This is a genomic window from Pseudomonas sp. KBN10P06128 (assembly GCF_037574945.1).
In the GTDB taxonomy this organism is placed as follows: Bacteria; Pseudomonadota; Gammaproteobacteria; order Pseudomonadales; family Pseudomonadaceae; genus Pseudomonas; species Pseudomonas aeruginosa.
Window position 1 is genome coordinate 2,930,650 of the sequence record NZ_JBBELR010000001.1, and the last position, 20,773, is coordinate 2,951,422.

Below are 20,773 nucleotides of genomic sequence, written 5' to 3' on the forward strand. Positions count from 1 at the left end.
ACGCTCTATCGACGGTTTCAGGCCTTGCTGATCAGGTTGCCGGCGTGCAGCCCGCACTCCTTGTGGGTGGCTTCCTCCCACCACCAGCGGCCCTCGCGCTCGTGCTGGTTGGGCAGCACCGGACGGGTGCAGGGTTCGCAGCCGATGCTGATATAGCCGCGTTCGTGCAGGCTGTTGTAGGGCAGTTCGAGCATGCGGATATAGCCCCAGACTTCCTCGCTGGTCATGGACGACAGCGGGTTGAACTTGTACAGCGGCTTTTCCGGCGTGGAAAAGGCACCGTCGATTTCCAGCACCGCCACCTGGCTGCGCGTGCCGGGGCTCTGGTCGCGGCGTTGGCCGGTGGCCCAGGCGCGCACGCCGGCGAGCTTGCGCTTGAGCGGTTCGATCTTGCGGATGCCGCAGCACTCGCCGTGGCCGTCCCGGTAGAAGCTGAACAGGCCCTTTTCCTTCACCAGGGGTTCGAGCAGGCGCGGGTCGGGGGAAAGCACGTCGATGGCTATGCCGTAGTGTTCGCGGACCTGGTCGATGAAACGATAGGTTTCCGGGTGCAGGCGACCGGTGTCGAGGCTGAACACCTTCACGTTGCGGTTGAGCTTCCAGGCCATGTCTACCAGGACGACGTCCTCGGCGCCGCTGAAGGAGATCCACAGCTCGTCGCCGAAGTGCTCGAAGGCGGCTTTCAGGATGTCCTGGGGGGATTTGTCGGCAAGGCTGGAAGCGAGGGCGGGAAGGTCGAAAGGCTGGCTCATCGGGCTGGGGTCCTGGTGCGGGGCGGCGCTGTTGCGCTCTGTGGCGGGAATGGTAGCAAAGGGCGGCATATGGCCCTAAATAACCATTTACCCCTGTCGACCTTGATTCCAGGAATAAGCCGGCGTTGCCTTGCCCTCGGCGAGGGGCTAGAGTGCCGCGTCCGTCGTCACCCCATCGTTCAGAAAATTTCGAGGAGAGTCCTGTGGAAATTGCCTGTCTTGACCTGGAAGGCGTGCTGGTTCCGGAAATCTGGATCGCGTTCGCGGAAAAAACCGGTATCGACGCCTTGAAGGCGACCACCCGGGACATTCCGGACTACGACGTGCTGATGAAGCAGCGCCTGCGCATCCTCGACGAACATGGCCTGAAGCTGGGCGATATCCAGGAGGTGATCGCCACCCTGAAGCCGCTGGAGGGGGCGGTGGAATTCGTCGACTGGCTGCGCGAGCGCTTCCAGGTGGTGATTCTCTCCGACACCTTCTACGAGTTCTCCCAGCCGCTGATGCGCCAGTTGGGCTTCCCGACCCTGTTGTGCCACAAGCTGGAGATCGACGACAGCGACCGCGTGGTCGGCTATCAATTGCGCCAGAAGGATCCCAAGCGGCAGTCGGTGATCGCCTTCAAGAGCCTCTACTATCGGGTGATCGCCGCCGGCGATTCCTACAACGACACCACCATGCTTTCCGAGGCCCACGCCGGCATCCTGTTCCATGCCCCGGAAAACGTGATCCGCGAGTTTCCCCAGTTCCCCGCGGTGCATACCTACGAAGACCTCAAGCGCGAGTTCCTCAAGGCTTCCAGCCGTTCGCTGAGCGTGTAGCCGCGCCGCCGATGAAAGAGCCCGCGGAACGCGGGCTCTTTTCTATTCCGGGGACGCTGTCCCGGCCATTCCTTCCAGGGTTTCCAGCAGCACCCGGACCTTGTCCAGGGTTTCCTGGTACTCGTCCTCCCAGTGCGAGTCGGCGACGATGCCGCCGCCGCCCCAGCAACTGACCTGGCCGTCCCTGACCAGCAGGGTGCGGATGGCGATCGAGCTGTCCATCTCGCCGCGCACGTCGAGGTAGAACAGGCTGCCGCAGTAGATGCCGCGTCGGCTCGGTTCCAGCTCGTCGATGATCTGCATGGCGCGAATCTTCGGCGCGCCGGTGATCGAGCCGCCGGGGAAGCTGCCTTCCAGCAGGTCGAGGGCGTCCTTGCCCGGCGCCAGTTCGCCGGTGACGCTGCTCACCAGGTGATGCACGTTGGGATAGCTTTCCAGGGCAAACAGCTCCGGTACCCGTACGCTGCCAGGTTGGCAACTGCGTCCGATGTCGTTGCGCAGCAGGTCGACGATCATCAGGTTTTCCGCGCGGTCCTTGGGGCTGGCCAGCAGCGACGCCGCCAGCGCCATGTCCTCCTCGGGCGTCTTGCCGCGCGGGCGGGTGCCCTTGATCGGCCGGGTTTCCACCTTGCCCTTGCCGAGCTTGAGGAAGCGCTCCGGCGACAGGCTGAGGATCGCGCCGTCGGCCAGTCGCAGGTAGCCGGAGAACGGCGTCGGGCAGGCCTCGCGCAGGGCGCGATAGGCCGGCCACGGCGAGCCGCTGCAAGCGGCCTGGAAACGCTGGCTATAGTTCACCTGGTAGCAGTCGCCTGCCTGGATGTAGTCCTGGATGCGGCGGATCGCCTGCCGATAGTCGGATGCGCTGATGCTCCGTCGGAATTTTCCCAGAAGCTTGAAGTTGCCGGCCGTGCCTTGCGCTTCCTCGCTGAACAGGGCGATCAGGCGCTGGCGTTCGCGCTCGTCCAATCGCGGGTGGAATACCAGTTGGCTGGTGCCGGCCTGGTGGTCGCTGATCAGCGCCCAGGCATACAGACCGACGGAGGCCAGCGGCAGGCCCAGGTCATCGCGGGCGTGTTCGCCGATGCGCTCGATGCGCCGACCCAGGTCGTAGGATAAATAGCCCAGCAGACCGCCGGCGAAGGGCAGTTCGTACGGCGCTGGCAGCTGCGCGGGGCCCAGGCTTCCGGCCGCTTCGCGTAGGCGGGCGAAGAAGCGGTTGGCCGATTCGTCGGGCAGCGGCGCCAGTTCTGCCAATGGCCAGGCGCTCATAAGGTCATAGCGTCCACGGGTAGCGATGGGGCGACCCGAATCGAGCATCACCGCACCGGGCGCCTCATGGATGATGGCAAAGAGACAGCTTGCGTCGCTATGGTAGGGCAGGGGGTGAACATGACAACTGGGCATGGAAAGTGGGGGTAGTGGGACAGTCAGGAATTCTAGTTCGCCGGAATCGTCGATCCTAGAGCCATTTCTTCAGTTTACGTAAGAAGGGTGATCTGCTAATTATGGAAATATCCCACGGAGATTTGGCTCCGTACCACAATGATAATGACACAGGGATACAGGCCGTGGATGCAGTACAGGATCCAGCAGCCGGCAGCCTTTCGCGCTCCAGAATAGTGCCGCCTCAGGTGCCAGCCGAATATTCTCTTCGCCCCGCGATCCGCAACCTGCTGGATCGCAATCCCCATTCACGCGTTCTGATGTTTTCCGCACCTGCCGGCTTCGGCAAGACCTGCGCGCTCGCCGCCCTGGCCAGGGAGCGCACTGTAGCAGACCAGGCGGTGGCCTGGCTGTCGCTGGCCGAAGAAGACGACGACCCCGCCCGTTTCTGCCGGCAGCTCATCGAGGCGCTGGGCGAAGCCGTGCCGCAGCTTGGAGACGACGCCCAGACCTACCTGCAGAACACCATGCGGGTCCCGGTGGTGGCGGTGATCGAAAGCCTGCTCGGCGATCTCGATCGCTATGCGCGGCCGTTGCTGCTGGTGCTGGACGACCTGCACCTGGTTAGCAACCCGGACATCTTCACCGGCCTCAATCGCCTGGTGCAGTACGCACCGCCCGGGCTGGTCCTGGCCCTGGGCACGCGTTCGCAGCCGGCGCTGAGCCTGGCTACCTGGCGGGCCAAGGGACTGTTGCTGGAAATCGGCCTCGAGGAGCTGCGCCTCGGCTTCGAGGAAACCCGCGAATACCTCGAGCGCAGCGGTCTCTATCTGGACGAGCCCTGCCTGAAGGCGCTCTATGGCCAGACCGAAGGCTGGGTGGTGGGCGTGCATCTCGTCAGCCTGTGGCTGCGCCAGCAACCGCAGGTGCAGGAAATGGCCCTGCTCGACGGCGACAAGCAGGCGGTCAGCGCCTATCTGCTGGCGGCGGTCTTCGAACGCTTGCCTGGCGACCTGCAGGAAGCGCTGCTGGCCCTTGGCGTTGCCAGCCAATTGAGCGGCGACCTGGCCAACGCCCTGACCGGGCGCCAGGACGGCCAGGCGCTGCTGGAGCGCCTGGAGTCCATGCAATTGTTCCTCCTGCCGCTGGATCGCGAACGCCAGTGGTATCGCTTCCACCTGCTGTTCGCCGACTTCCTCCGCAACCGCCTGCGCGACTCCGATCCGGACCGTTTCAAGCAACTGCATTTCAACGCCAGCCTGTGGTTCACCAACCACCACATGCCGACGTTCGCCATCGAGCATGCCTGTGCGGCGGAAGACCCGGAGATGATCGCCGCGCTGGTCGACGGATGCGGACTGGAGCTGATCAACCGCGGCCAGCTCAGCCTGATCTACCGTTGGCGCAAGCATGTGCCGGACGAAATCGCCGAGCGCTATCCGATCCTGGTCCTTACCGATGTCTGGTCGCGGGCCAGCGACCTCAGCCTGGGCGAGGCCAACCGGATCATCGACGAACTGCTGGCGCGCTGGGGGGAGAGCCGCGGCGATGGGCCGATGGGCGACCAGTACCTCTCCGCGCTGGCGGTGAAGGCGGTGGTGGCGTTGCAGAAGGACGATCTGGAACTGTGCATCGCCCTGGCTCGCCGGGTCGAGGTCCAACTCGGGCAGAACGCTGCCTTCCTCGAAGTGGCGGTGTTGATCACCGCCGCGCTGGCCCAGGTGGTCCGTGGCCAGGGCGACCAGGCGCGGCGCCTGCTGGGGCTGGCGCAGCAGCGCAATCATTTCCTCGAAGGGCGCTACCTGGACATGCAACTGGCCAACGTCGAGGTGATCCTCGCACTCGAGCAGGGCCAGGTGAAACAGGCGCAACTGCTCATCGAGCGGCTCCGCCAGCGCGCCCGGCCGCTGTTCGAGAAGTCCAGGAGCGCGCTGGCGCTGCCGACCATCACCGAGGCCCTGACCGCCTACTACAGGATCGAGCTGGATGGGCTGGAAGAGCGCCTGGGCTGGGCGCTCGGGCATGTGGATGTGATCAATCCGATCGATTTCTATGCCCAGGGACAGATCTGCCTGGCGCGCACCCAGCGCCTGCTGGGACGGCCGAAGGAGGCGCTGGCCAGCCTGGCGGCGATGCAGGCCCTGGCCTCGCGCAATCAGTCGTGGCGCTTCTTCGCCCAGGCCATGGCCGAAGAGATCAACCTGATCCTCCAGGACAGCGGCCCCGACCGCCTGAAGCGCGCCGAGCAGCGGTTGAAGAGCGTGGACTGGAACAAGATGGCGGCACACTACCGCAACATGGCCTTCAACCCGGTCAACTGGTCGCTGGGCGTGAGCCGCGTGCGCCTGTTGCAGGGGCGAGGACATTTCAGCGAGGCGCTGCACGAGATCACTCAGTTGCGCGGCACCTTGCAGCCCGGTTGGCACGGCCTGCAGCGCCTGCGCCTGGATATCCTGGCGGCGCTCAGCTATCAGCGCCTGGGCTACCAGGAACGGGCCAACAGCCTGCTCGGCGAATGCCTGATCAATGCCGAACGGGAAGGGGTGCGCAGCCTCTTCATCGAGGAAGGCGACGGCATTCGCCAGTTGCTCCAGCAACTCGAATCCACCGAGCGCCAGCCGGCGCTACAGACCTTCATTCGCGGCCTGCTCGGCATCTGGCCCGGGCAGGGCGTGCGCAAGCCCCAGGATGCGCTCGAGGAAGGCCTGACGGAGCGCGAGCGCGAAGTGGTCTGCCTGGCCGCACAGGGCCTATCCAACGAAGAAATCGGCCAGCGCCTGTCGCTGGCCCTGGGGACCGTCAAATGGCATCTGCACAACATCTACGAAAAGCTCAAGGTGCGCAATCGCACCCAGGCGATCCGGCGAGCCCGCGAGCTGAGCCTGCTCTGACCATGGGCCATCGCGACGGGGTTCCCGCCAGCACCATCCCGCTGTTGCAGACCAAGCTGTTCCCGCCAGGCGCCGGAGGGCTGCCGCTGCTGCCCCGCCAGGCGCTGATCGACCGCCTGTACGAGGCCCGCGGGCGACGCGCGATGGTGCTCAGCGCGCCGGCCGGCTTCGGCAAGAGCACCATCCTCTGCCAGTTGCGCCTGCGCCTGCTGGAGCAGGGCGCGGCGGTGGCATGGCTGTCCTGCGACGAGACCGACAGCGAACCGCAGCGTCTGATCCAGTACCTGCTGGCGAGCATCCAGCGAGTGGTCCCGGCATTCGGCGGCAATACCGCCAATCTGCTCGGCACCGACGTCGCGGTGCCGCTGGAGGGCATCCTGGATGCCTTCCTCGCCGACCTGCGTCGCCTGGAAGGCCCCTTGTACCTGTTCCTCGACGATTTCCACCGCATCCGCCACGCCGCCTTGCCGCATGGGGTTCGCTACCTGATCGAGAACCTGCCCGATCACGTGCGGGTGGTGGCCTCGACCCGCTTCCGCCCGCGCTTCCTGGTCGACGAACCGACCCTCAAGCCCTGGACCTTCTGCCTGAGCGCGGAAGACCTGCGACTTTCGCGCGAGGAGAGCGATGCGTTTCTCCTCGACCTCAAGGGGCTGGAGCTGGGCGAGCGCGAGCTGAAGCTGCTGTTCAAGCGCACCGAAGGCTGGATCACGGCGTTGCACCTGGCGGCCCTGGCCCTCAGTCGCAATACCGACCGGGAAGGTTTCCTCCGCGGGCTCTCCGGGACCGAACGGAACATCGCCGACTACCTGGCGGAAGACGTGCTGGCCAGCCTGCCCGCCGACCTGCAGCTGTTCCTCGACCAGACCTCGGTGCTCGACGAGTTCAATGCGGAACTGTGCAATGCGCTGACCGGGCGTCGCGACGGCCTGGACATGCTCATGCGCCTGCAGAACGAGCAGTTGTTCGTCATCGCCCTGGACGACCAGCGCGAATGGTTCCGCTACCACCATCTGTTCGCCGAGTTCCTCCAGGGGCGGCTGTCCCGGCATGCCGATCCGACCCCGTTGCTGCATGCGGCGGCGCGCTGGTGCGAGGGGCGCGACCTGGCCGACCGGGCGATCAAGTACGCCCTTCGCGCCCGCGACTACCTGTTCGCCGCCGAGTTGCTGGAGCGCCAGGGCGCGCGCCTGATCGCCGGTAACCGGGTGTACGGCATCCTCGGCATGCTCAACGGCATTCCCGCCGAGGTGATCCGCGAGCATCCGGTGTTCCAGATCTTCTACGCCTGGCAACTGGCGTTCGAGCAACGCTTCGCCGAGGCCGAGGCGTTGATCGAGGAGGTCAGCCACCGCCTCTTGCAGGGGCGCGGCAAGGTCATGCACTTCGGGCTCGGCGAGTTGCTCGCCGCCGCCCAGGTGCTCAAGGCCCTGGTGTTGCTCTACCAGGACAAGCTCGAAGCCTGCCTGAAGGTCGCCCGTCACTGGCTGTCCATGGTCCCGAGCAACCAGCCGGTGTTCCGCGCCAGCCTGCTCTGCGTGCAGGCTTCGGCGCATGCGCTGCTCGGCGACTACGCCGAGGCCGCCGGCGCCATCGGTTCCGCGCGGGAGGACCTGAAAGTCGCCGACAGCGAGTACCTGCAGGTGGTGACCAGCCTGATCGAATCCCTGATCTGCAAGGAGAGTGGCGATCTGGAGCGGGGCAGGGCGATCGCCGAGTCGGCGCGCAACCGGGTCGAGCAGGTATTCGGCCGGCGCAGCCGGGTCGGCGGCCCCTTGTCGCTGGCCTATGCCGACCTGCTCTACGAGCAGGACCGGCATGCCGGCGTGCTCGCCGAACTACCGCTGGCGACGGTCTGGCGGGATGTCGCGACGCCGGTGGAACTGCTCAGTCGCGGCCAGTTGGTCATGGCCAAGGCGCGCTTCTTCTCCGGCGCCGCCGAGCAGGGGCTGGCGCAACTCGACGAATGGCTGAGCGGTCTGCTCTCGCCCGGCTACGAGCGTGTCTATGCTCACGCCATGAGCTGCAAGGTGCAGTTCCTGCTGTGGCTGCGCCGTCCGAACGAGGCCGAACGGGTCTGCCTGCAACTGGAGCGGCATCTTGCCGGGCTCTCCGGCGAGCGGCACGCCGACGCACAGACCGCCCTGGTCCTGGCGGAGGCTCGGCTGGCATTGTCCGAGCGTCACGCGGAACGCGCGCAGAGCAAGCTGGAAAGCTGTCTGGCCGGCTACTCTTCCGCTTACCAGAGGGATCGGCGGCTGCGTTTGTCCTTGTTACTTTCTGTGGCGTATTGGCAGAAAGGTAACAGCGAAAAAGCCATCGGCCTGTTCCTCGCCACGCTCGAGGAAGCCTGGAATCTCGGCTATCGCCGGCTGTTCCAGGACGACGCGTTGTGGCTGTTGCCGATGTGGGAAAGCTGGAGGGAAGCGGAGCCCAAGCGTGCCGCGGCCTGGCAGGGGCTGGCCGACCTGCTCCGCGAGCAGTGCCGGAAGCTCTCCGTGGACCCGGAAAGTTTCGATGAAAATCAGGATGTTAGCCATCGCGAACGGGAAATCCTGCGGCTGGTGGCGGCGGGCTTGTCGAACCGCGATATCGCGCAGGCGGTGCACCTGTCGGAAGCCACCATCAAGTGGCACCTGCACAACCTGTTCGCCAAGCTGGGTGTGAAGAGCAGAACGCAAGCCGTACTAAAGGGTAAAAGCCTGGGACTGCTGAGCGAGGCGTGAGCGGCAGCCGCCATCGCTCCATCCCTTGGATGGGCTGGCGGCGGAAGGGGTGGCCCAGTAGCTTGGAATCCAGGACGAGAGAGCATGAGGCTCTACCGAATCCATGTCCGGGACACCTAGGGAAGCAGTACCGGACCTGGAGACCGGCGAGATGCCGGTCGATCTGCCGGGGACAGGATGCAAACGGCAGTGCCCTGGGGCAAACCACACCTGAACACTGGAGAAATAACAATGAAAAAGCACCTGTTCCTTGCAACTGCTGTTCTGGCTGCTCCCTTGCTGGCGCATGCCGACCTGAAAGCCATGGACGATGGCGCGCTGTCCGACGTGACCGGCCAGGCAGGCATCAGCATTTCCGGTACTTTCCAGGGCTCCGTCGGGGCCGTGACCTACACCGATACCGACACCAACGGCGGCTCCCTGCGGCTGGAGAACATCAGCCTGCCGGCGCTGACCATCGACGATACCAAGCCGCTGACCATCGACGTCGTCACCACCGATATCGGCGGCAAGTCGACCCAGCAACTGGCCATCGGCCTGCCGGCCATCACCGGCGACGTGACCGTTGGCGCCATCAAGGTGGGCGACACCAGCGCCGCCAGCATCGGCTCGCTGACCGTCTCCGGGCTGAACATGGCCGGTTCCACCATCAAGGTCTGGGGTCACTGATCCAGGAACCGAGTCGAGACGCGAAGACCTCGCCGAGGCATCGGCGGGGTCTTTCTCCGAAAGAGGTACGACGGGGCGATGTTCGAGATTTTGCTGGGAAGTCTGATCGGGCTGTTCGGGTTCACCCAGACGGTCGATACCAAGCCGCAACCGCAGGGCACGGTCAACCTCAGCCAGCCTCTGACCCCCAATGGACCCTACCGCGAATCGGTGCAACTGGAGCCGATGAGCCAGTTGCAGTTCCGCAACGTCATCCGCCAGGCCTATGACTACAGCTGCGGCTCGGCGGCGCTTACCACGCTGCTGGACTACTACCTCGGGCGCAACCTCGAGGAACGCCAGGTCATGGAAGGGCTGCTGCGCTATGGCGAGGCCGATAAGATCGTGCAGCGCCGCGGTTTCTCGCTGCTCGACATGAAGCGCTACGCCGCTGCGCTGGGCTACAAGAGCGGTGGTTTTCGCGCCGAGTTCAGCGACCTGGACGCTCTCGAGCATCCGGCGCTGGTCCCCATCCACTATGCCGGCTTCAAGCATTTCGTGGTGGTGCGCGATGTCTACAACGATCACGTCTTCGTCGCCGATCCGGCCTTGGGCAACATCAGCTTCACCCGGACGCGCTTCGAGGAAATCTGGGACCAGAACGTCCTGTTCGTGATCTTCCCGAGTGGGCAGGAGCCCCGCAACGCGCTGGCGCTGAACGATCGCGACATGCGCCTGGTGGACGACCGCACCGTCAGCCTGCTGGCGTTCCGCGAGTTTCCGCAGATCAACAAGATCACTGAAAACCAGGTCCGTGAGCTGGGCACTGGTGGCGAGGTCATACACCTGCGCACCAAGTAGCAGATACCCAAAAACAAGAACAATCTCTGGGGATAGCGCCATGAGAATCAGGGGGTACACATGCGCGGCGGCGCTGATGCTGTCTATCAGCGGTTTGTCCGTTGCCGAGGAAGCCTCGGTCGACCAGGCCCGTGACGCGCTGGCCAAGAAGAATGACGATGCCGACAGCGCCAAGGCGCTGGAGGAAGTCTTCCAGGCCGCCGAGAAGAGCTACACCTTGCTGAAGAAGGGCGAGCGGACCCTGACCTACGGTTTCGACTACGCGCTGGTGCGCGACCAGCGGCTGACCCTGGTGCCGCTGACCAAGACCAGCGGCGGCACGCAGATCTACGGCCTCGCCGGCCGGCAGAGCCAGTCCCAGCACACCTTCACCAACTCCTTCACCTTCGACTACGGGATCTGGGACAACCTCACCTTCAGTTTCCGCCTGCCGCTGGTAGCCAAGTACGACACCGAGATGGATACCCACGCCTACAGCCTCGGCGACGTTTCCGCGACCTTGCGCTGGCAGCCCTGGGCGGCGGTGCGCGGGCGGCCGGTCACCACGCTGTATACCACCATCGGCCTGCCGACCGGCGACAGTCCCTACAAGACCAACCTGGACAAGGACATCTCCACCGGCAACGGCTACTACAGCCTGGGCTTCGGCGCGAACATGTCCTATGTGATCGACCCGGTGGTCCTCTACGGCTCGCTCGGCTACACCTGGAACCTGCCGGTGGACGACGTGCACCAGACCCTGGCCGACAACTCCCAGCTGGAGAAGGTCTCGCCCGGCAACACGATCAACTTCAACATGGGCATGGCCTACGCGCTGTCCTACGACGTCTCGCTGGCGACTTCGTACCAGATGGCCTACACGCTGAAGAACCGCTACCACACCACTGCCGGTACGTTCGAGTCGTCCGAACAGACCAGTAGCATCATGAACTTCTCGCTCGGCTTGCGGACGTCACCGGACTACATCGTCAACGTCAACGCCGGTTTCGGCCTCACGGAAGACTCGCCGGATGTACTGCTGGGGTTATCCGTACCCCTCGATATCAAAGGGCTGAAGGCCCAGTAACCCGCGAGCGAGGCCTGTTATGAAGATGCGCATTGCGCCGCTCTGGCTGGCGCTGGCAGGGGTGTGCCTGGCCTGGATTCCGCCGGCCGGCGCGCAGATGGCCAACGACCTGACCATCGGCAACCCGAAAGCCATGGCCCTCGGCAACGCCGTGACCGCCGACGAGACCGGCATCGATTCGGTGCACTACAACCCGGCGGCGCTGACCAAGATGAAGGGCCGCCAGGCGACCGTGAAGCTGCTCACCGGGGTAATGGACATCCGCGCCGGCTTCAAGGCGCCGCCGAACTACGGCGAAGGCACCTTCGGCCTGCGCGACGACCCGGTCGCCAACAGCCACAGCCGGACCCTGACCCCGACCATGTACCTGCCCGGCCTCGGCGGCATGACCGACGTGCCGTTGCTGGTGGCGCCGCTGGCCGGGATCTCGATCAACCCGCCGGGTTCCAAGTTCACCTTCGCCACCAACGTCTACACCCCGCAAGCGCTGGGCTACAGCCGCGATTCCGATAGCGATCCGGCGCGCTACCAGGGACGCGAGGTGTCGTTGCAGCGGCTCACCTACTTCTCGCCGACCCTGGCCTACCAGGTCAACGACGAGCTGTCGGTCGGCCTGTCGGTGGGTTTTTCCCACCAGGCAGTAGCGTTGAACGAGGATTTCCGGGCGCCGAACCAGTTGCTCGGGCTGTTGCAGCAGACCAAGGAGATCGGTTGCCTGCCGGGAATGCAGGAGATCCTCGAGGTGTTCTTCAACGTCTGCGGCGGCAACATCGGCCCGTTCCAGAACCTGGCCAATATCGACCTGGACATGCAGCAGTCGCTGTCGCCCAGCTTCAACCTCGGCGTGCTCTGGGAGCCCACCGACTGGTTCGCCTGGGGCGCGACCTACCAGAGCGAGTCGCGGATGAGGCTCAAGGGCAATTACCGGGTCGACTACGGCCAAGGCTGGCAGGGTTTCTGGACCGGGGTGCACAAGTCGCTCGGTGGTGCGATCCTCGGCCAGATGTTCCCCTACGGGAACGTCGATGAAGAGCATGGCAACGCCACGATGAAGATGGTCTACCCGGATGCCTTCTCCACCGGCGTGAAGCTGCGCCCGTTCAAGAAGTGGCAATTCAACTTCGACCTGAAATGGAACGGCTACAGCGACTGGAACGAGTTCAAGATCGAGTTCGACCGCGAGCTTGACCTGCTGCGCATCGCCAAGTACCTCGACTCGAAGGACGCCACCAGCCACAGCATCACCCTCGACCGCGGCTACCGCGATACCTGGAGCTGGGCCATGGGCGTGCAGTACGACGTCAACGACCGTTTGCAGCTACGCGCCGGCTACGAATACCGGCCTTCGGCGATCCCCAAGGGCCAGGCGGACATCCTGGTGCCGATCGGCGATGCCAATCTCTACGGCCTGGGGCTGGGCTACCAGTGGGACAAGGACACGGTGATCGATGTCGGTTTCAACTACTTCGTCACCAAGCAGAGCGTCAAGGCCGATACCAGCTGCAACCTGAACTGCACCGGGCTCGACAACCTGGTGTACAACCCCTACGCGGGACTGGACGTGGACACCACGGTGAAGGCCTATATTTTCGCCATGACCTACCGTACGACCTTCTGAGGGCTGGAGCATGATGCGCGCATCCATCGTACTTTGCGTCTTCTCCCTGGCGCTGCCGGCATCTTCGCCGGGCTGGGCCTCCGGCGGGCGCTACCTGACCTGGGTGGACGACAATGGCGGGGTGCACAACACCTTCGTCGACGGCCAGTTCGACCGCCAGCAGCGCCAGGCACGGCAGCGCATCGGCCAGAGCGACCAGGCGCGGGTGCTGAACAAGGCGGACAACGCCACGCAGTGGCCGGGGAACAGCAGCGGAGGGGAGAGCAAGCGTCGCTACTACACCTGGATCGATGCCAACGGCAACGTGCAGAACAGCTTCTATGCCGGCGCCCAGGTCGCCGGCCAGCGCGCCGACTACGTCCTGCCCAACGGCGAGCACTCCGCCGAATACATCGATGCCGAGGCCTTCGAGGGCAAGGGTTTCGTTCGCAGCGAGAACGGCAGTCCCTACTACACCTGGGTGGACGAGAAGGGCCGCATGCACAACTCGCAGATCCCGCCCGAGGAGCGCGCGGCGCGCTTCAAGCGGGAGGCCGCGCCTTCGTCGCAGATCGCCTTCACCGAGGGCCGGCAGATCGAGTTCAAGCAACGTCCGACGGCGTTGCCCGGGCTGGATGGCGCCGGCCAGCAGAGCGATGCGCTGAAGGCTTTGCTCAAGGGCACCGAGATGACCATCGACGATCTCTACCAAGACCTGCAACGGCGCTGCTGCGAGCAGATCGCCGAGAGCGACTTCACCGAACTGGATGCCGACGAACCGCGCTACGAGGAGTTGAACCGCTTCTCGCCGAGCTTCGACTTTCCCATGGGCAGGAGCTTCTACGCGGCGATCCGGCTGCCGCGCTCCCAGGGTGTCTACGGCCTGCGCATCCGCAGTTTCGCCAACCGCCAGGTGGTCTACCCGTCGCTGCTGTTCCTCGACGAGCACAAGCGGCCGACCCGGCTGGTCAGCGACGCGGTGTACAAGCTGAACCCGGAAACCTGGTATCGCTACGCTTTCATCGAGGGTACGGTGCCGGTGCGAGCCAATCGCGGCGAGCGCTACGTGCTGCTGCTGACCACCGACGAGGACCGCTCGCTGCAAACCCTCGACAACAAGCCGTTCAAGCGTCCGCTGCAGGACCTGGCGGTGAACGAGGCGGGTATGCAGGTGCATGAGCACGCCCGGCAGGGCGGCTTCGAGCTGGCCGTGGTGCGTTGAAATCCGAGACATGAAAAAGCCCGGCCGGAGCCGGGCTTCTTCATACCGGAAGCACGTCAGCCCTGGTGCTGCTGGACGTGGCCGAACAGCTGCTGGGAGAAGCGTACGCGCTCTTCCGCGGACTCTTCGATGCCTTTCGCCTTGAGTTCTTCCAGTCGCGCCTCGACGGCGTGGCAGCGGTGCACCAGGCCGCTGTCGTTGGCGATCTGGATGTTCAGGCCCGGGCGGGCGTTGAGTTCGAGGATCAGCGGGCCTTTCTCCTGGTCGAGAACCATGTCCACGCCGATGTAGCCGAGGCCCGACAACTCGTAGCAACCGGCCGCCAGCTTCATGAAGCCGTCCCAGTTCGGCAGTTGCACGCCGTCCACCGCGTTGGTGGTGTCCGGGTGCTTGGCGATCTTGTTGTTCAGCCAGGTGCCGCGCAGGGTGACACCGGTGGCCAGGTCGACGCCCACGCCGATGGCGCCCTGGTGCAGGTTGGCCTTGCCGCCCGACTGCCGGGTCGGCAGGCGCAGCATGGCCATCACCGGGTAGCCCATCAGTACGATGATGCGGATGTCCGGCACACCTTCGTAGCTGATGCTCTTGAAGATCTGGTCGGGGGTCACCCGGTACTCGATCAGTACGCGGTCGCGATGGCCGCCGAGGGAGTAGAGGCCGGAGAGGATGCTCGAGATGTGGTGCTCGATCTCCTCGTGGCTGACGATCTTCCCCGACACGGTCTTGTAGCGGCCCTCGAAGCGGTCGGCGATCACCATGATGCCGTCGCCGCCGGCGCCCTGCGCCGGCTTGATGACGAAATCGTTGTGCTCGCCGATGATCTCGTTGAGCTTGTCGATGCCTTTCTCGGTCTCGATGATGCCGTACATCTCCGGCACGTGGATGCCGGCCTCGAGCGCGCGTTCCTTGGTGATGATCTTGTCGTCCACCACCGGATACAGGTGCCGCTTGTTGTACTTCAGGACGTAATCGGCATTGCGTCGGTTGATGCCCATCACGCCTTTCGCGGTCAGGTCTTTCCAGGTCTTCCAGATCGACATGGTTCAGTCCTTGAGCAGGGCCTTGAAGCGGAACAGCTCGGTCAGGCGGTAGCCGCGGTAGCGGCCCATGGCGAGCATGAAGGCGACCAGGATCAGCAGCACGGCCGGGAAGGTGAAGATGAAGTACACCAGTTCCGGGATGCGCATGAGGATGTGCGCCAGCGATGCCGCGAACAGGGTGCCGATGGCCACCTTCATCGCATGGCCGCCGCCGCGCTCTTCCCAGGTGATCGACAGGCGTTCGATGGTCATGGTCAGGATCACCATCGGGAACAGGGCGATCGACAGGCCGCTCTCGAAGCCGAGCTTGTGGCTGAACAGGCTGATCACCGCGATCATCACCACCACGAAGGTCAGCACCACCGAGAGGCGCGGCAGCATCTGCAGCTTCAGGTGCTCGAGATAGGAGCGCAGCGACAGGCCCAGGGCGGTGATCACGGTGAACAGGGCGATACCCCATTGCAAGCCGGTCTCGCGGAAGGCCAGGGCGATCAGAACCGGGGTGAAGGTGCCAAGGGTCTGCAGGCCGATCAGGTTGCGCAGGATCAGGATCACCAGCACGCCGATCGGGATCATGATCATGATCTGGAAGGTCTGCTGGGTGGACAGCGGCAGGCCGTACAGGGAGTACTCGAGGAAGGCCGCCTCGGTGTTCTCGTCGGACAGCTTGGCCAGGCGGATGGCGTTCATCTCGCTGCTGTTCAGGCTGAAGCTGACCTGGGCCTTCTTGCCGCCGTCGATGGTCATCAGCGGCTCATCGCCAAGCCACCAGATCAGGCGATCGGAGGGCAGGCCCTGTTCGCCGGTGACCACGTTGAAATACAGCCAGTTCTCGCCGTTGAAGCTGCGCAGCCACAGTTCCGGGCTCTGTTGCAGGTCGGCGACCAGGCGGATGGTATGGACCCGCTCCATCGGCACGTGGGCGATGGACAGCAGGGTTTCGACGATATGCGCTTTCTTTTCCAGGCTGGTGTCGCCGGCCATCAGCAGCTTGACGTTGTCGTCGTTGCCGTTGTTGGCGCGCTTGATGGCTTCGCTGACGAAGGTCTCGACGTCGGCCGAGTGCTGGCGAATGGGGGCCAGCAGGGCTTCTGCGGCGATCTTCTCCGGGCCTTCCAGGGGCAGGCTGTCGCGGAAGATCGGGCCTTTCTCCTTGGTCTTCTCGCCGGTGTAGCGCTTGGTCAGCACCAGGCGGTAGTACAGGGTCTGCTTGCCGTTGGCGCGGCGGGCGGACCAGGTCACCTTGCGATTGCCGTCGGCGCGATTGATGCTGACGCCGTAATTGTTGGAGACGAAGCTTTCGTTGAGGCTGACGTAGTCCTGGCTCAACGGCGGAACGAACATCTGCACCTTGACCGGGGTTTTCGGCGTGGCGACGAAGTCGACCTTGGCATCGATGTTCCAGAGGTCATCGGTTTCGGCTTCGGTAACGGGAATACCCTGGACGAAAATCTGATAGGCGGTGATCGCCACACCCAGGGTCAGCAGGATGGCGATCAGGACTTTCAGATGCAGGTTGAGAGAGCGCATGTCGTTTACTCAGCAGGTTTTGCATCAGGTTTGCAGCCGGGTTTCCCGGCCGAGTATTTCAAGCTCGGATCGACCAGTGCGTCGAATTTCTTCAAGGCCTCCGAGCCGATCAAAAGCGGGTATTGGAATGCACTTCGGTCGGTCAGGTTCACTTCGATGGTGCGAATCGCCTTGCCCATGCAGACCTGCAGCTCGATCACCGGACGGGCGGTATAGGCCTTGCCCTCGTCGGGGTTGAAGTCGCCGTGGCGGCGCTTGATCTTGCTGATCCGCGCCAGGGGCTTCTCGATCGGGGTGTCGTCGGCGTTGTCGGTGGCCAGGTAGAAGCGCACCCAGGTTTCGCCGTCGCGCTTGAAACGCTTGATGTCGCGGGCGCTGAGGGAGGCGGTCTTGGCGCCGGTGTCGAGCTTGGCGGCCAGCTGGATGTCCGGGTCGTTGATGCGCGCGTATTCGTTCAGGCCGTAGACCGTCTTTTCGGCGGCTACGCTCAGGCCTGGTACGGCGATGAATAGGCAGAGCAGGGGAGCTAAGGGCTTGAGTTTCATAAGTCCTGGTTGGTGTCGCGTTCGGCGGGTCGATCTTGCGATCGCTGTCCAGTCCGTGACGGAAAACCCTGCGTCATCGACCTGCGCTCGGCAGGCCGGGCATGCCGGGCGCCCCGCCAGGCGCATGCGGGCCGCATTCTATCACGCGGTTTTTCGGCAGCGACAGCCGCTTATACCACTTGGTCGGGGTTTTGCCCCTGGGATGAAACGAAATTCCATCCAGGGGCTCGAAGCGTTACCGGAAGCGGGCAAGGGACCTTGGCGGCGCCGAGCCGCTGGCCCCGGAGCGGTTATTTGAAGCGCCGTTCCACGCCTTTTTCGACGAGGATCTTTGCGGAAATCTCCTCCACCGAGAAATGCGTGGAGTTGATGTAGGCGATGTTTTCGCGGCGGAACAGGCTTTCGACCTCGCGTACCTCGAATTCGCACTGGGCGAAGCTGGCGTAGCGACTGTTGGGCTTGCGTTCGTTGCGGATCGCGGTGAGGCGGTCGGGGTCGATGGTCAGGCCGAACAGCTTGTGCTTGTACTGCTTGAGGGCGTTCGGCAGTTGCAGGCGCTCCATGTCCTCTTCCGTCAACGGGTAGTTGGCGGCGCGGATGCCATACTGCAGGGCCATGTACAGGCAGGTGGGCGTCTTGCCGCAGCGCGAGACGCCGACCAGGATCAGGTCGGCCTTGTCGTAGTAGTGGGTGCGGGCGCCGTCGTCGTTGTCGAGGGCGAAGTTCACCGCCTCGATGCGATCCATGTAGTTGGAGTTGTGGCCGATGGAGTGGGACTTGCCGACCGAATAGGACGAGTCGGCCGAAAGCTCCTGTTCCAGAGGCGAAAGAAAGGTGGCGAAGATATCGATCATGAAACCGTTGGATTGCGCCAGGACCGCCCGGATGTCGCGGTTCACGATGGTATCGAAGATGATCGGACGGGCCCCGTCCGACTCGGCAGCATTATTGATTTGCTGTACCATGGCGCGCGCTTTTTCTTCGGTATCGATGTACGGTCTCGTCAGTTTGACGAAGCTGATGTTCTCGAACTGTGCCAGAAGGCTTTGGCCCAGGGTTTCGGCGGTGATACCGGTGCCGTCCGAGATGAAGAATGCGGTTCGTTTCATTTGCACCGAAAGCCTTAAGGTAGGAACGATTCTTGGCTATGATAGGCCGCGCGTTGTCAGAGGCCTTTCTGTCGCAGCATTGTCACTTATTTCTAAGGGCCAGGCCAGAATCCAGCGGAGCTGCTCCTGGCCCCGCTTGAGCTTTTCCAATTCAATAGTGGAGAGATCACCTTGGTAGAGTACGTAGTTTCCCTCGATAAGCTCGGCGTCCATGATGTAGAGCATGTGGGGGGCAAGAACGCATCCCTCGGCGAGATGATCAGCAACCTGGCCGGTGCCGGCGTTTCCGTACCCGGCGGATTTGCCACCACCGCCCAGGCCTACCGTGACTTCCTCGAGCAGAGTGGCCTCAACGACCGTATCCACGCGGCCCTGGACGCCCTGGACGTCGACGACGTCAACGCCCTGGCCAAGACCGGCGCGCAGATCCGCCAGTGGGTGATGGAAGCCGAGTTCCCGGCCCGTCTCGACAGCGAGATCCGCCAGGCCTTCGCCGCCCTGGCCAACGGCAACGACAACCTCGCCGTGGCAGTGCGTTCCTCCGCTACCGCCGAAGACCTTCCGGACGCCTCGTTCGCCGGCCAGCAGGAAACCTTCCTCAATATCCGCGGCGTGGACAATGTGATCCGCGCAGCAAAAGAGGTCTTCGCCTCCCTGTTCAACGACCGCGCCATCGCCTACCGCGTGCACCAGGGCTTCGATCACAAGCTGGTCGCCTTGTCCGCCGGCGTGCAGCGCATGGTCCGCTCGGAAACCGGCACCGCCGGGGTGATGTTCACCCTGGACACCGAATCCGGCTTCCGCGACGTGGTCTTCATCACCGGTGCCTACGGCCTGGGCGAGACCGTGGTTCAGGGCGCGGTGAACCCCGACGAGTTCTACGTCCACAAGCCGACCCTGGAAGCCGGGCGTCCGGCCATCCTGCGCCGCAACCTGGGTAGCAAGGCGATCAAGATGATCTACGGCGACGAAGCCAAGGCCGGTCGCTCGGTCAAGGTAGTGGACGTCGATCGCGCCGATCGCGCCCGCTTCGCCCTGAGCGACGCCGAGGTCACCGAGCTGGCCAAGCAGGCCATGATCATCGAGAAGCACTATGGCCGCCCGATGGACATCGAATGGGCCAAGGACGGTGACGACGGCAAGCTGTACATCGTCCAGGCACGCCCGGAAACCGTGAAGAGCCGCGCCAGCGCCACGGTCATGGAGCGCTACCTGCTGAAAGAGAAGGGGACCGTCCTGGTGGAAGGACGTGCCATCGGCCAGCGCATCGGTGCCGGTCCAGTCAAGGTGATCAACGACGTGTCGGAAATGGACAAGGTCCAACCGGGTGACGTCCTGGTCTCCGACATGACCGACCCGGACTGGGAGCCGGTGATGAAGCGCGCCAGCGCCATCGTCACCAACCGCGGCGGGCGTACCTGCCACGCGGCGATCATCGCTCGCGAACTGGGCATCCCGGCGGTGGTCGGTTGCGGCAACGCCACCCAGATCCTGCAGGATGGGCAGGGGGTGACCGTTTCCTGTGCCGAAGGCGATACCGGCTTCATCTTCGAAGGCGAACTCGGTTTCGATGTGCGCAAGAACTCGGTCGACGCCATGCCCGACCTTCCGTTCAAGATCATGATGAACGTCGGCAATCCCGATCGCGCTTTCGATTTCGCCCAGTTGCCGAACGAAGGCGTGGGCCTGGCCCGCCTCGAATTCATCATCAACCGCATGATCGGCGTGCACCCCAAGGCGTTGCTGAACTTCGCCGGCCTGCCGGCGGACATCAAGGAAAGCGTGGAGAAGCGCATCGCCGGCTATCCCGATCCGGTCGGCTTCTACGTCGAGAAGCTGGTGGAGGGCATCAGCACCCTGGCCGCGGCGTTCTGGCCGAAGAAGGTCATCGTGCGCCTGTCCGACTTCAAGTCCAATGAGTACGCCAACCTGATCGGCGGCAAGCTCTACGAGCCGGAAGAAGAGAACCCGATGCTCGGCTTCCGTGGCGCCTCGCGCTACATCAGCGAGTCGTTCCGCGACTGCTTCGAGCTGGAGTGTCGTGCGCTGAAGAAGGTCCGCAACGAAATGGGCCTGACCAACGTCGAGATCATGGTGCCCTTCGTGCGCACCCTGGGCGAGGCGAGCCAGGTGGTCGAGCTGCTGGCCGGGAACGGCCTGAAGCGCGGCGAGAACGGACTGAAGGTCATCATGATGTGCGAACTGCCGTCGAACGCCCTGCTGGCCGACGAGTTCCTCGAGTTCTTCGATGGCTTCTCCATCGGTTCCAACGACCTGACCCAGCTGACCCTGGGCCTGGATCGCGATTCCGGCATCGTTGCCCACCTGTTCGACGAGCGCAATCCGGCGGTGAAGAAGCTGCTGGCCAACGCCATCGCTGCCTGCAACAAGGCCGGCAAGTACATCGGCATCTGCGGCCAGGGTCCGTCGGACCACCCGGACCTGGCCCGCTGGCTGATGGAGCAGGGCATCGAGAGCGTCTCGTTGAACCCCGACTCGGTGCTGGATACCTGGTTCTTCCTCGCCGAGGGGCAAGACCAGGCCTGATCGGTCCTCGCTGTATCCGGAAAGGGCGGGTAACA

General features: G+C 64.1%; 15 protein-coding genes. 9 read left to right on the forward strand and 6 right to left on the reverse strand.

Annotation, left to right across the window (positions count from 1 at the left end):
* Nucleotides 1-17: 17 nt before the first annotated feature.
* Entirely contained in the window at nucleotides 18-752 is a 735-nt protein-coding gene (locus tag VQ065_RS14005; protein ID WP_003087779.1) for a phosphoadenylyl-sulfate reductase, read from the reverse strand.
* Between the two features lie 203 nt (nucleotides 753-955).
* Between VQ065_RS14005 and thrH the strand changes: the two genes are divergently transcribed.
* Complete coding sequence (thrH, locus tag VQ065_RS14010) at nucleotides 956-1,573, forward strand: bifunctional phosphoserine phosphatase/homoserine phosphotransferase ThrH (RefSeq protein WP_003087781.1); 618 nt, start codon at nucleotides 956-958, stop codon at nucleotides 1,571-1,573.
* Nucleotides 1,574-1,615: 42 nt separating this feature from the next.
* Here thrH and pabB read toward each other — a convergent pair whose 3' ends face one another.
* Nucleotides 1,616-2,977 carry an aminodeoxychorismate synthase component I gene (pabB, locus tag VQ065_RS14015; protein ID WP_023098682.1) on the reverse strand — a complete coding sequence of 454 codons (1,362 nt, stop codon included), beginning with the start codon at nucleotides 2,975-2,977 and terminating at the stop codon, nucleotides 1,616-1,618.
* A 164-nt stretch (nucleotides 2,978-3,141) separates the two neighbouring features.
* Here pabB and VQ065_RS14020 point away from each other — a divergent pair, with 164 nt between their 5' ends.
* The 7 genes from VQ065_RS14020 (at nucleotide 3,142) to VQ065_RS14050 (ending at nucleotide 13,967) form a co-directional block, all read left to right on the forward strand.
* The gene (locus VQ065_RS14020) at nucleotides 3,142-5,847 is read left to right on the forward strand and encodes a LuxR C-terminal-related transcriptional regulator (RefSeq protein WP_003120314.1); all 2,706 of its coding nucleotides are present in this window, start codon (nucleotides 3,142-3,144) and stop codon (nucleotides 5,845-5,847) included.
* 2 nt (nucleotides 5,848-5,849) lie between these two features.
* Complete coding sequence (locus VQ065_RS14025; RefSeq protein ID WP_003087788.1) at nucleotides 5,850-8,573, forward strand: LuxR C-terminal-related transcriptional regulator; 2,724 nt, start codon at nucleotides 5,850-5,852, stop codon at nucleotides 8,571-8,573.
* Nucleotides 8,574-8,804: 231 nt separating this feature from the next.
* A complete protein-coding gene (locus VQ065_RS14030) occupies nucleotides 8,805-9,242 on the forward strand; it encodes a DUF6160 family protein (protein WP_003098074.1) in 438 nt (145 codons plus the stop codon).
* A gap of 78 nt (nucleotides 9,243-9,320) precedes the next feature.
* Nucleotides 9,321-10,082 carry a C39 family peptidase gene (locus VQ065_RS14035; protein WP_003087793.1) on the forward strand — a complete coding sequence of 254 codons (762 nt, stop codon included), beginning with the start codon at nucleotides 9,321-9,323 and terminating at the stop codon, nucleotides 10,080-10,082.
* Nucleotides 10,083-10,122: 40 nt separating this feature from the next.
* Complete coding sequence (locus VQ065_RS14040; protein WP_003120313.1) at nucleotides 10,123-11,148, forward strand: transporter; 1,026 nt, start codon at nucleotides 10,123-10,125, stop codon at nucleotides 11,146-11,148.
* 19 nt (nucleotides 11,149-11,167) lie between these two features.
* Complete coding sequence (locus VQ065_RS14045; protein WP_003087797.1) at nucleotides 11,168-12,766, forward strand: outer membrane protein transport protein; 1,599 nt, start codon at nucleotides 11,168-11,170, stop codon at nucleotides 12,764-12,766.
* Between the two features lie 13 nt (nucleotides 12,767-12,779).
* Nucleotides 12,780-13,967, forward strand: coding sequence for a MalM family protein (locus VQ065_RS14050; protein WP_003087803.1), 1,188 nt, complete (start codon nucleotides 12,780-12,782; stop codon nucleotides 13,965-13,967).
* Between the two features lie 56 nt (nucleotides 13,968-14,023).
* Here VQ065_RS14050 and VQ065_RS14055 read toward each other — a convergent pair whose 3' ends face one another.
* The 4 genes from VQ065_RS14055 to ppsR form a co-directional block, all read right to left on the reverse strand.
* Entirely contained in the window at nucleotides 14,024-15,007 is a 984-nt protein-coding gene (locus VQ065_RS14055) for an alpha-L-glutamate ligase-like protein (RefSeq protein WP_003087807.1), read from the reverse strand.
* A gap of 3 nt (nucleotides 15,008-15,010) precedes the next feature.
* On the reverse strand, nucleotides 15,011-16,537 hold the full coding sequence (rloB, locus tag VQ065_RS14060; RefSeq protein ID WP_003087809.1) for an osmotic stress tolerance membrane protein RloB: 1,527 nt from the start codon (nucleotides 16,535-16,537) through the stop codon (nucleotides 15,011-15,013).
* A 5-nt stretch (nucleotides 16,538-16,542) separates the two neighbouring features.
* Nucleotides 16,543-17,082 (reverse strand): retropepsin-like aspartic peptidase RloA, encoded by a 540-nt coding sequence (gene rloA / locus VQ065_RS14065; protein ID WP_003087811.1) that lies wholly within the window; start codon nucleotides 17,080-17,082, stop codon nucleotides 16,543-16,545.
* Between the two features lie 290 nt (nucleotides 17,083-17,372).
* Complete coding sequence (gene ppsR, locus VQ065_RS14070) at nucleotides 17,373-18,191, reverse strand: posphoenolpyruvate synthetase regulatory kinase/phosphorylase PpsR (RefSeq protein WP_003087813.1); 819 nt, start codon at nucleotides 18,189-18,191, stop codon at nucleotides 17,373-17,375.
* Between the two features lie 171 nt (nucleotides 18,192-18,362).
* On the opposite strand from ppsR, the gene ppsA reads away from it, so the two are divergent.
* Entirely contained in the window at nucleotides 18,363-20,738 is a 2,376-nt protein-coding gene (gene ppsA, locus VQ065_RS14075; RefSeq protein ID WP_003098065.1) for a phosphoenolpyruvate synthase, read from the forward strand.
* The last annotated feature ends 35 nt before the right edge of the window (nucleotides 20,739-20,773 follow it).

Bases quoted from the DNA above. Each gene is read 5' to 3' on its own strand.
- VQ065_RS14005 (WP_003087779.1), bottom strand. From the start codon at position 752: ATGAGCCAGCCTTTCGACCTTCCCGCCCTCGCTTCCAGCCTTGCCGAC.
- pabB (WP_023098682.1), bottom strand. From the start codon at position 2,977: ATGCCCAGTTGTCATGTTCACCCCCTGCCCTACCATAGCGACGCAAGC.
- VQ065_RS14025 (WP_003087788.1), top strand. From the start codon at position 5,850: ATGGGCCATCGCGACGGGGTTCCCGCCAGCACCATCCCGCTGTTGCAG.
- VQ065_RS14030 (WP_003098074.1), top strand. From the start codon at position 8,805: ATGAAAAAGCACCTGTTCCTTGCAACTGCTGTTCTGGCTGCTCCCTTG.
- VQ065_RS14035 (WP_003087793.1), top strand. From the start codon at position 9,321: ATGTTCGAGATTTTGCTGGGAAGTCTGATCGGGCTGTTCGGGTTCACC.
- VQ065_RS14040 (WP_003120313.1), top strand. From the start codon at position 10,123: ATGAGAATCAGGGGGTACACATGCGCGGCGGCGCTGATGCTGTCTATC.
- VQ065_RS14045 (WP_003087797.1), top strand. From the start codon at position 11,168: ATGAAGATGCGCATTGCGCCGCTCTGGCTGGCGCTGGCAGGGGTGTGC.
- VQ065_RS14050 (WP_003087803.1), top strand. From the start codon at position 12,780: ATGCGCGCATCCATCGTACTTTGCGTCTTCTCCCTGGCGCTGCCGGCA.
- VQ065_RS14055 (WP_003087807.1), bottom strand. From the start codon at position 15,007: ATGTCGATCTGGAAGACCTGGAAAGACCTGACCGCGAAAGGCGTGATG.
- rloB (WP_003087809.1), bottom strand. From the start codon at position 16,537: ATGCGCTCTCTCAACCTGCATCTGAAAGTCCTGATCGCCATCCTGCTG.
- rloA (WP_003087811.1), bottom strand. From the start codon at position 17,082: ATGAAACTCAAGCCCTTAGCTCCCCTGCTCTGCCTATTCATCGCCGTA.
- ppsR (WP_003087813.1), bottom strand. From the start codon at position 18,191: ATGAAACGAACCGCATTCTTCATCTCGGACGGCACCGGTATCACCGCC.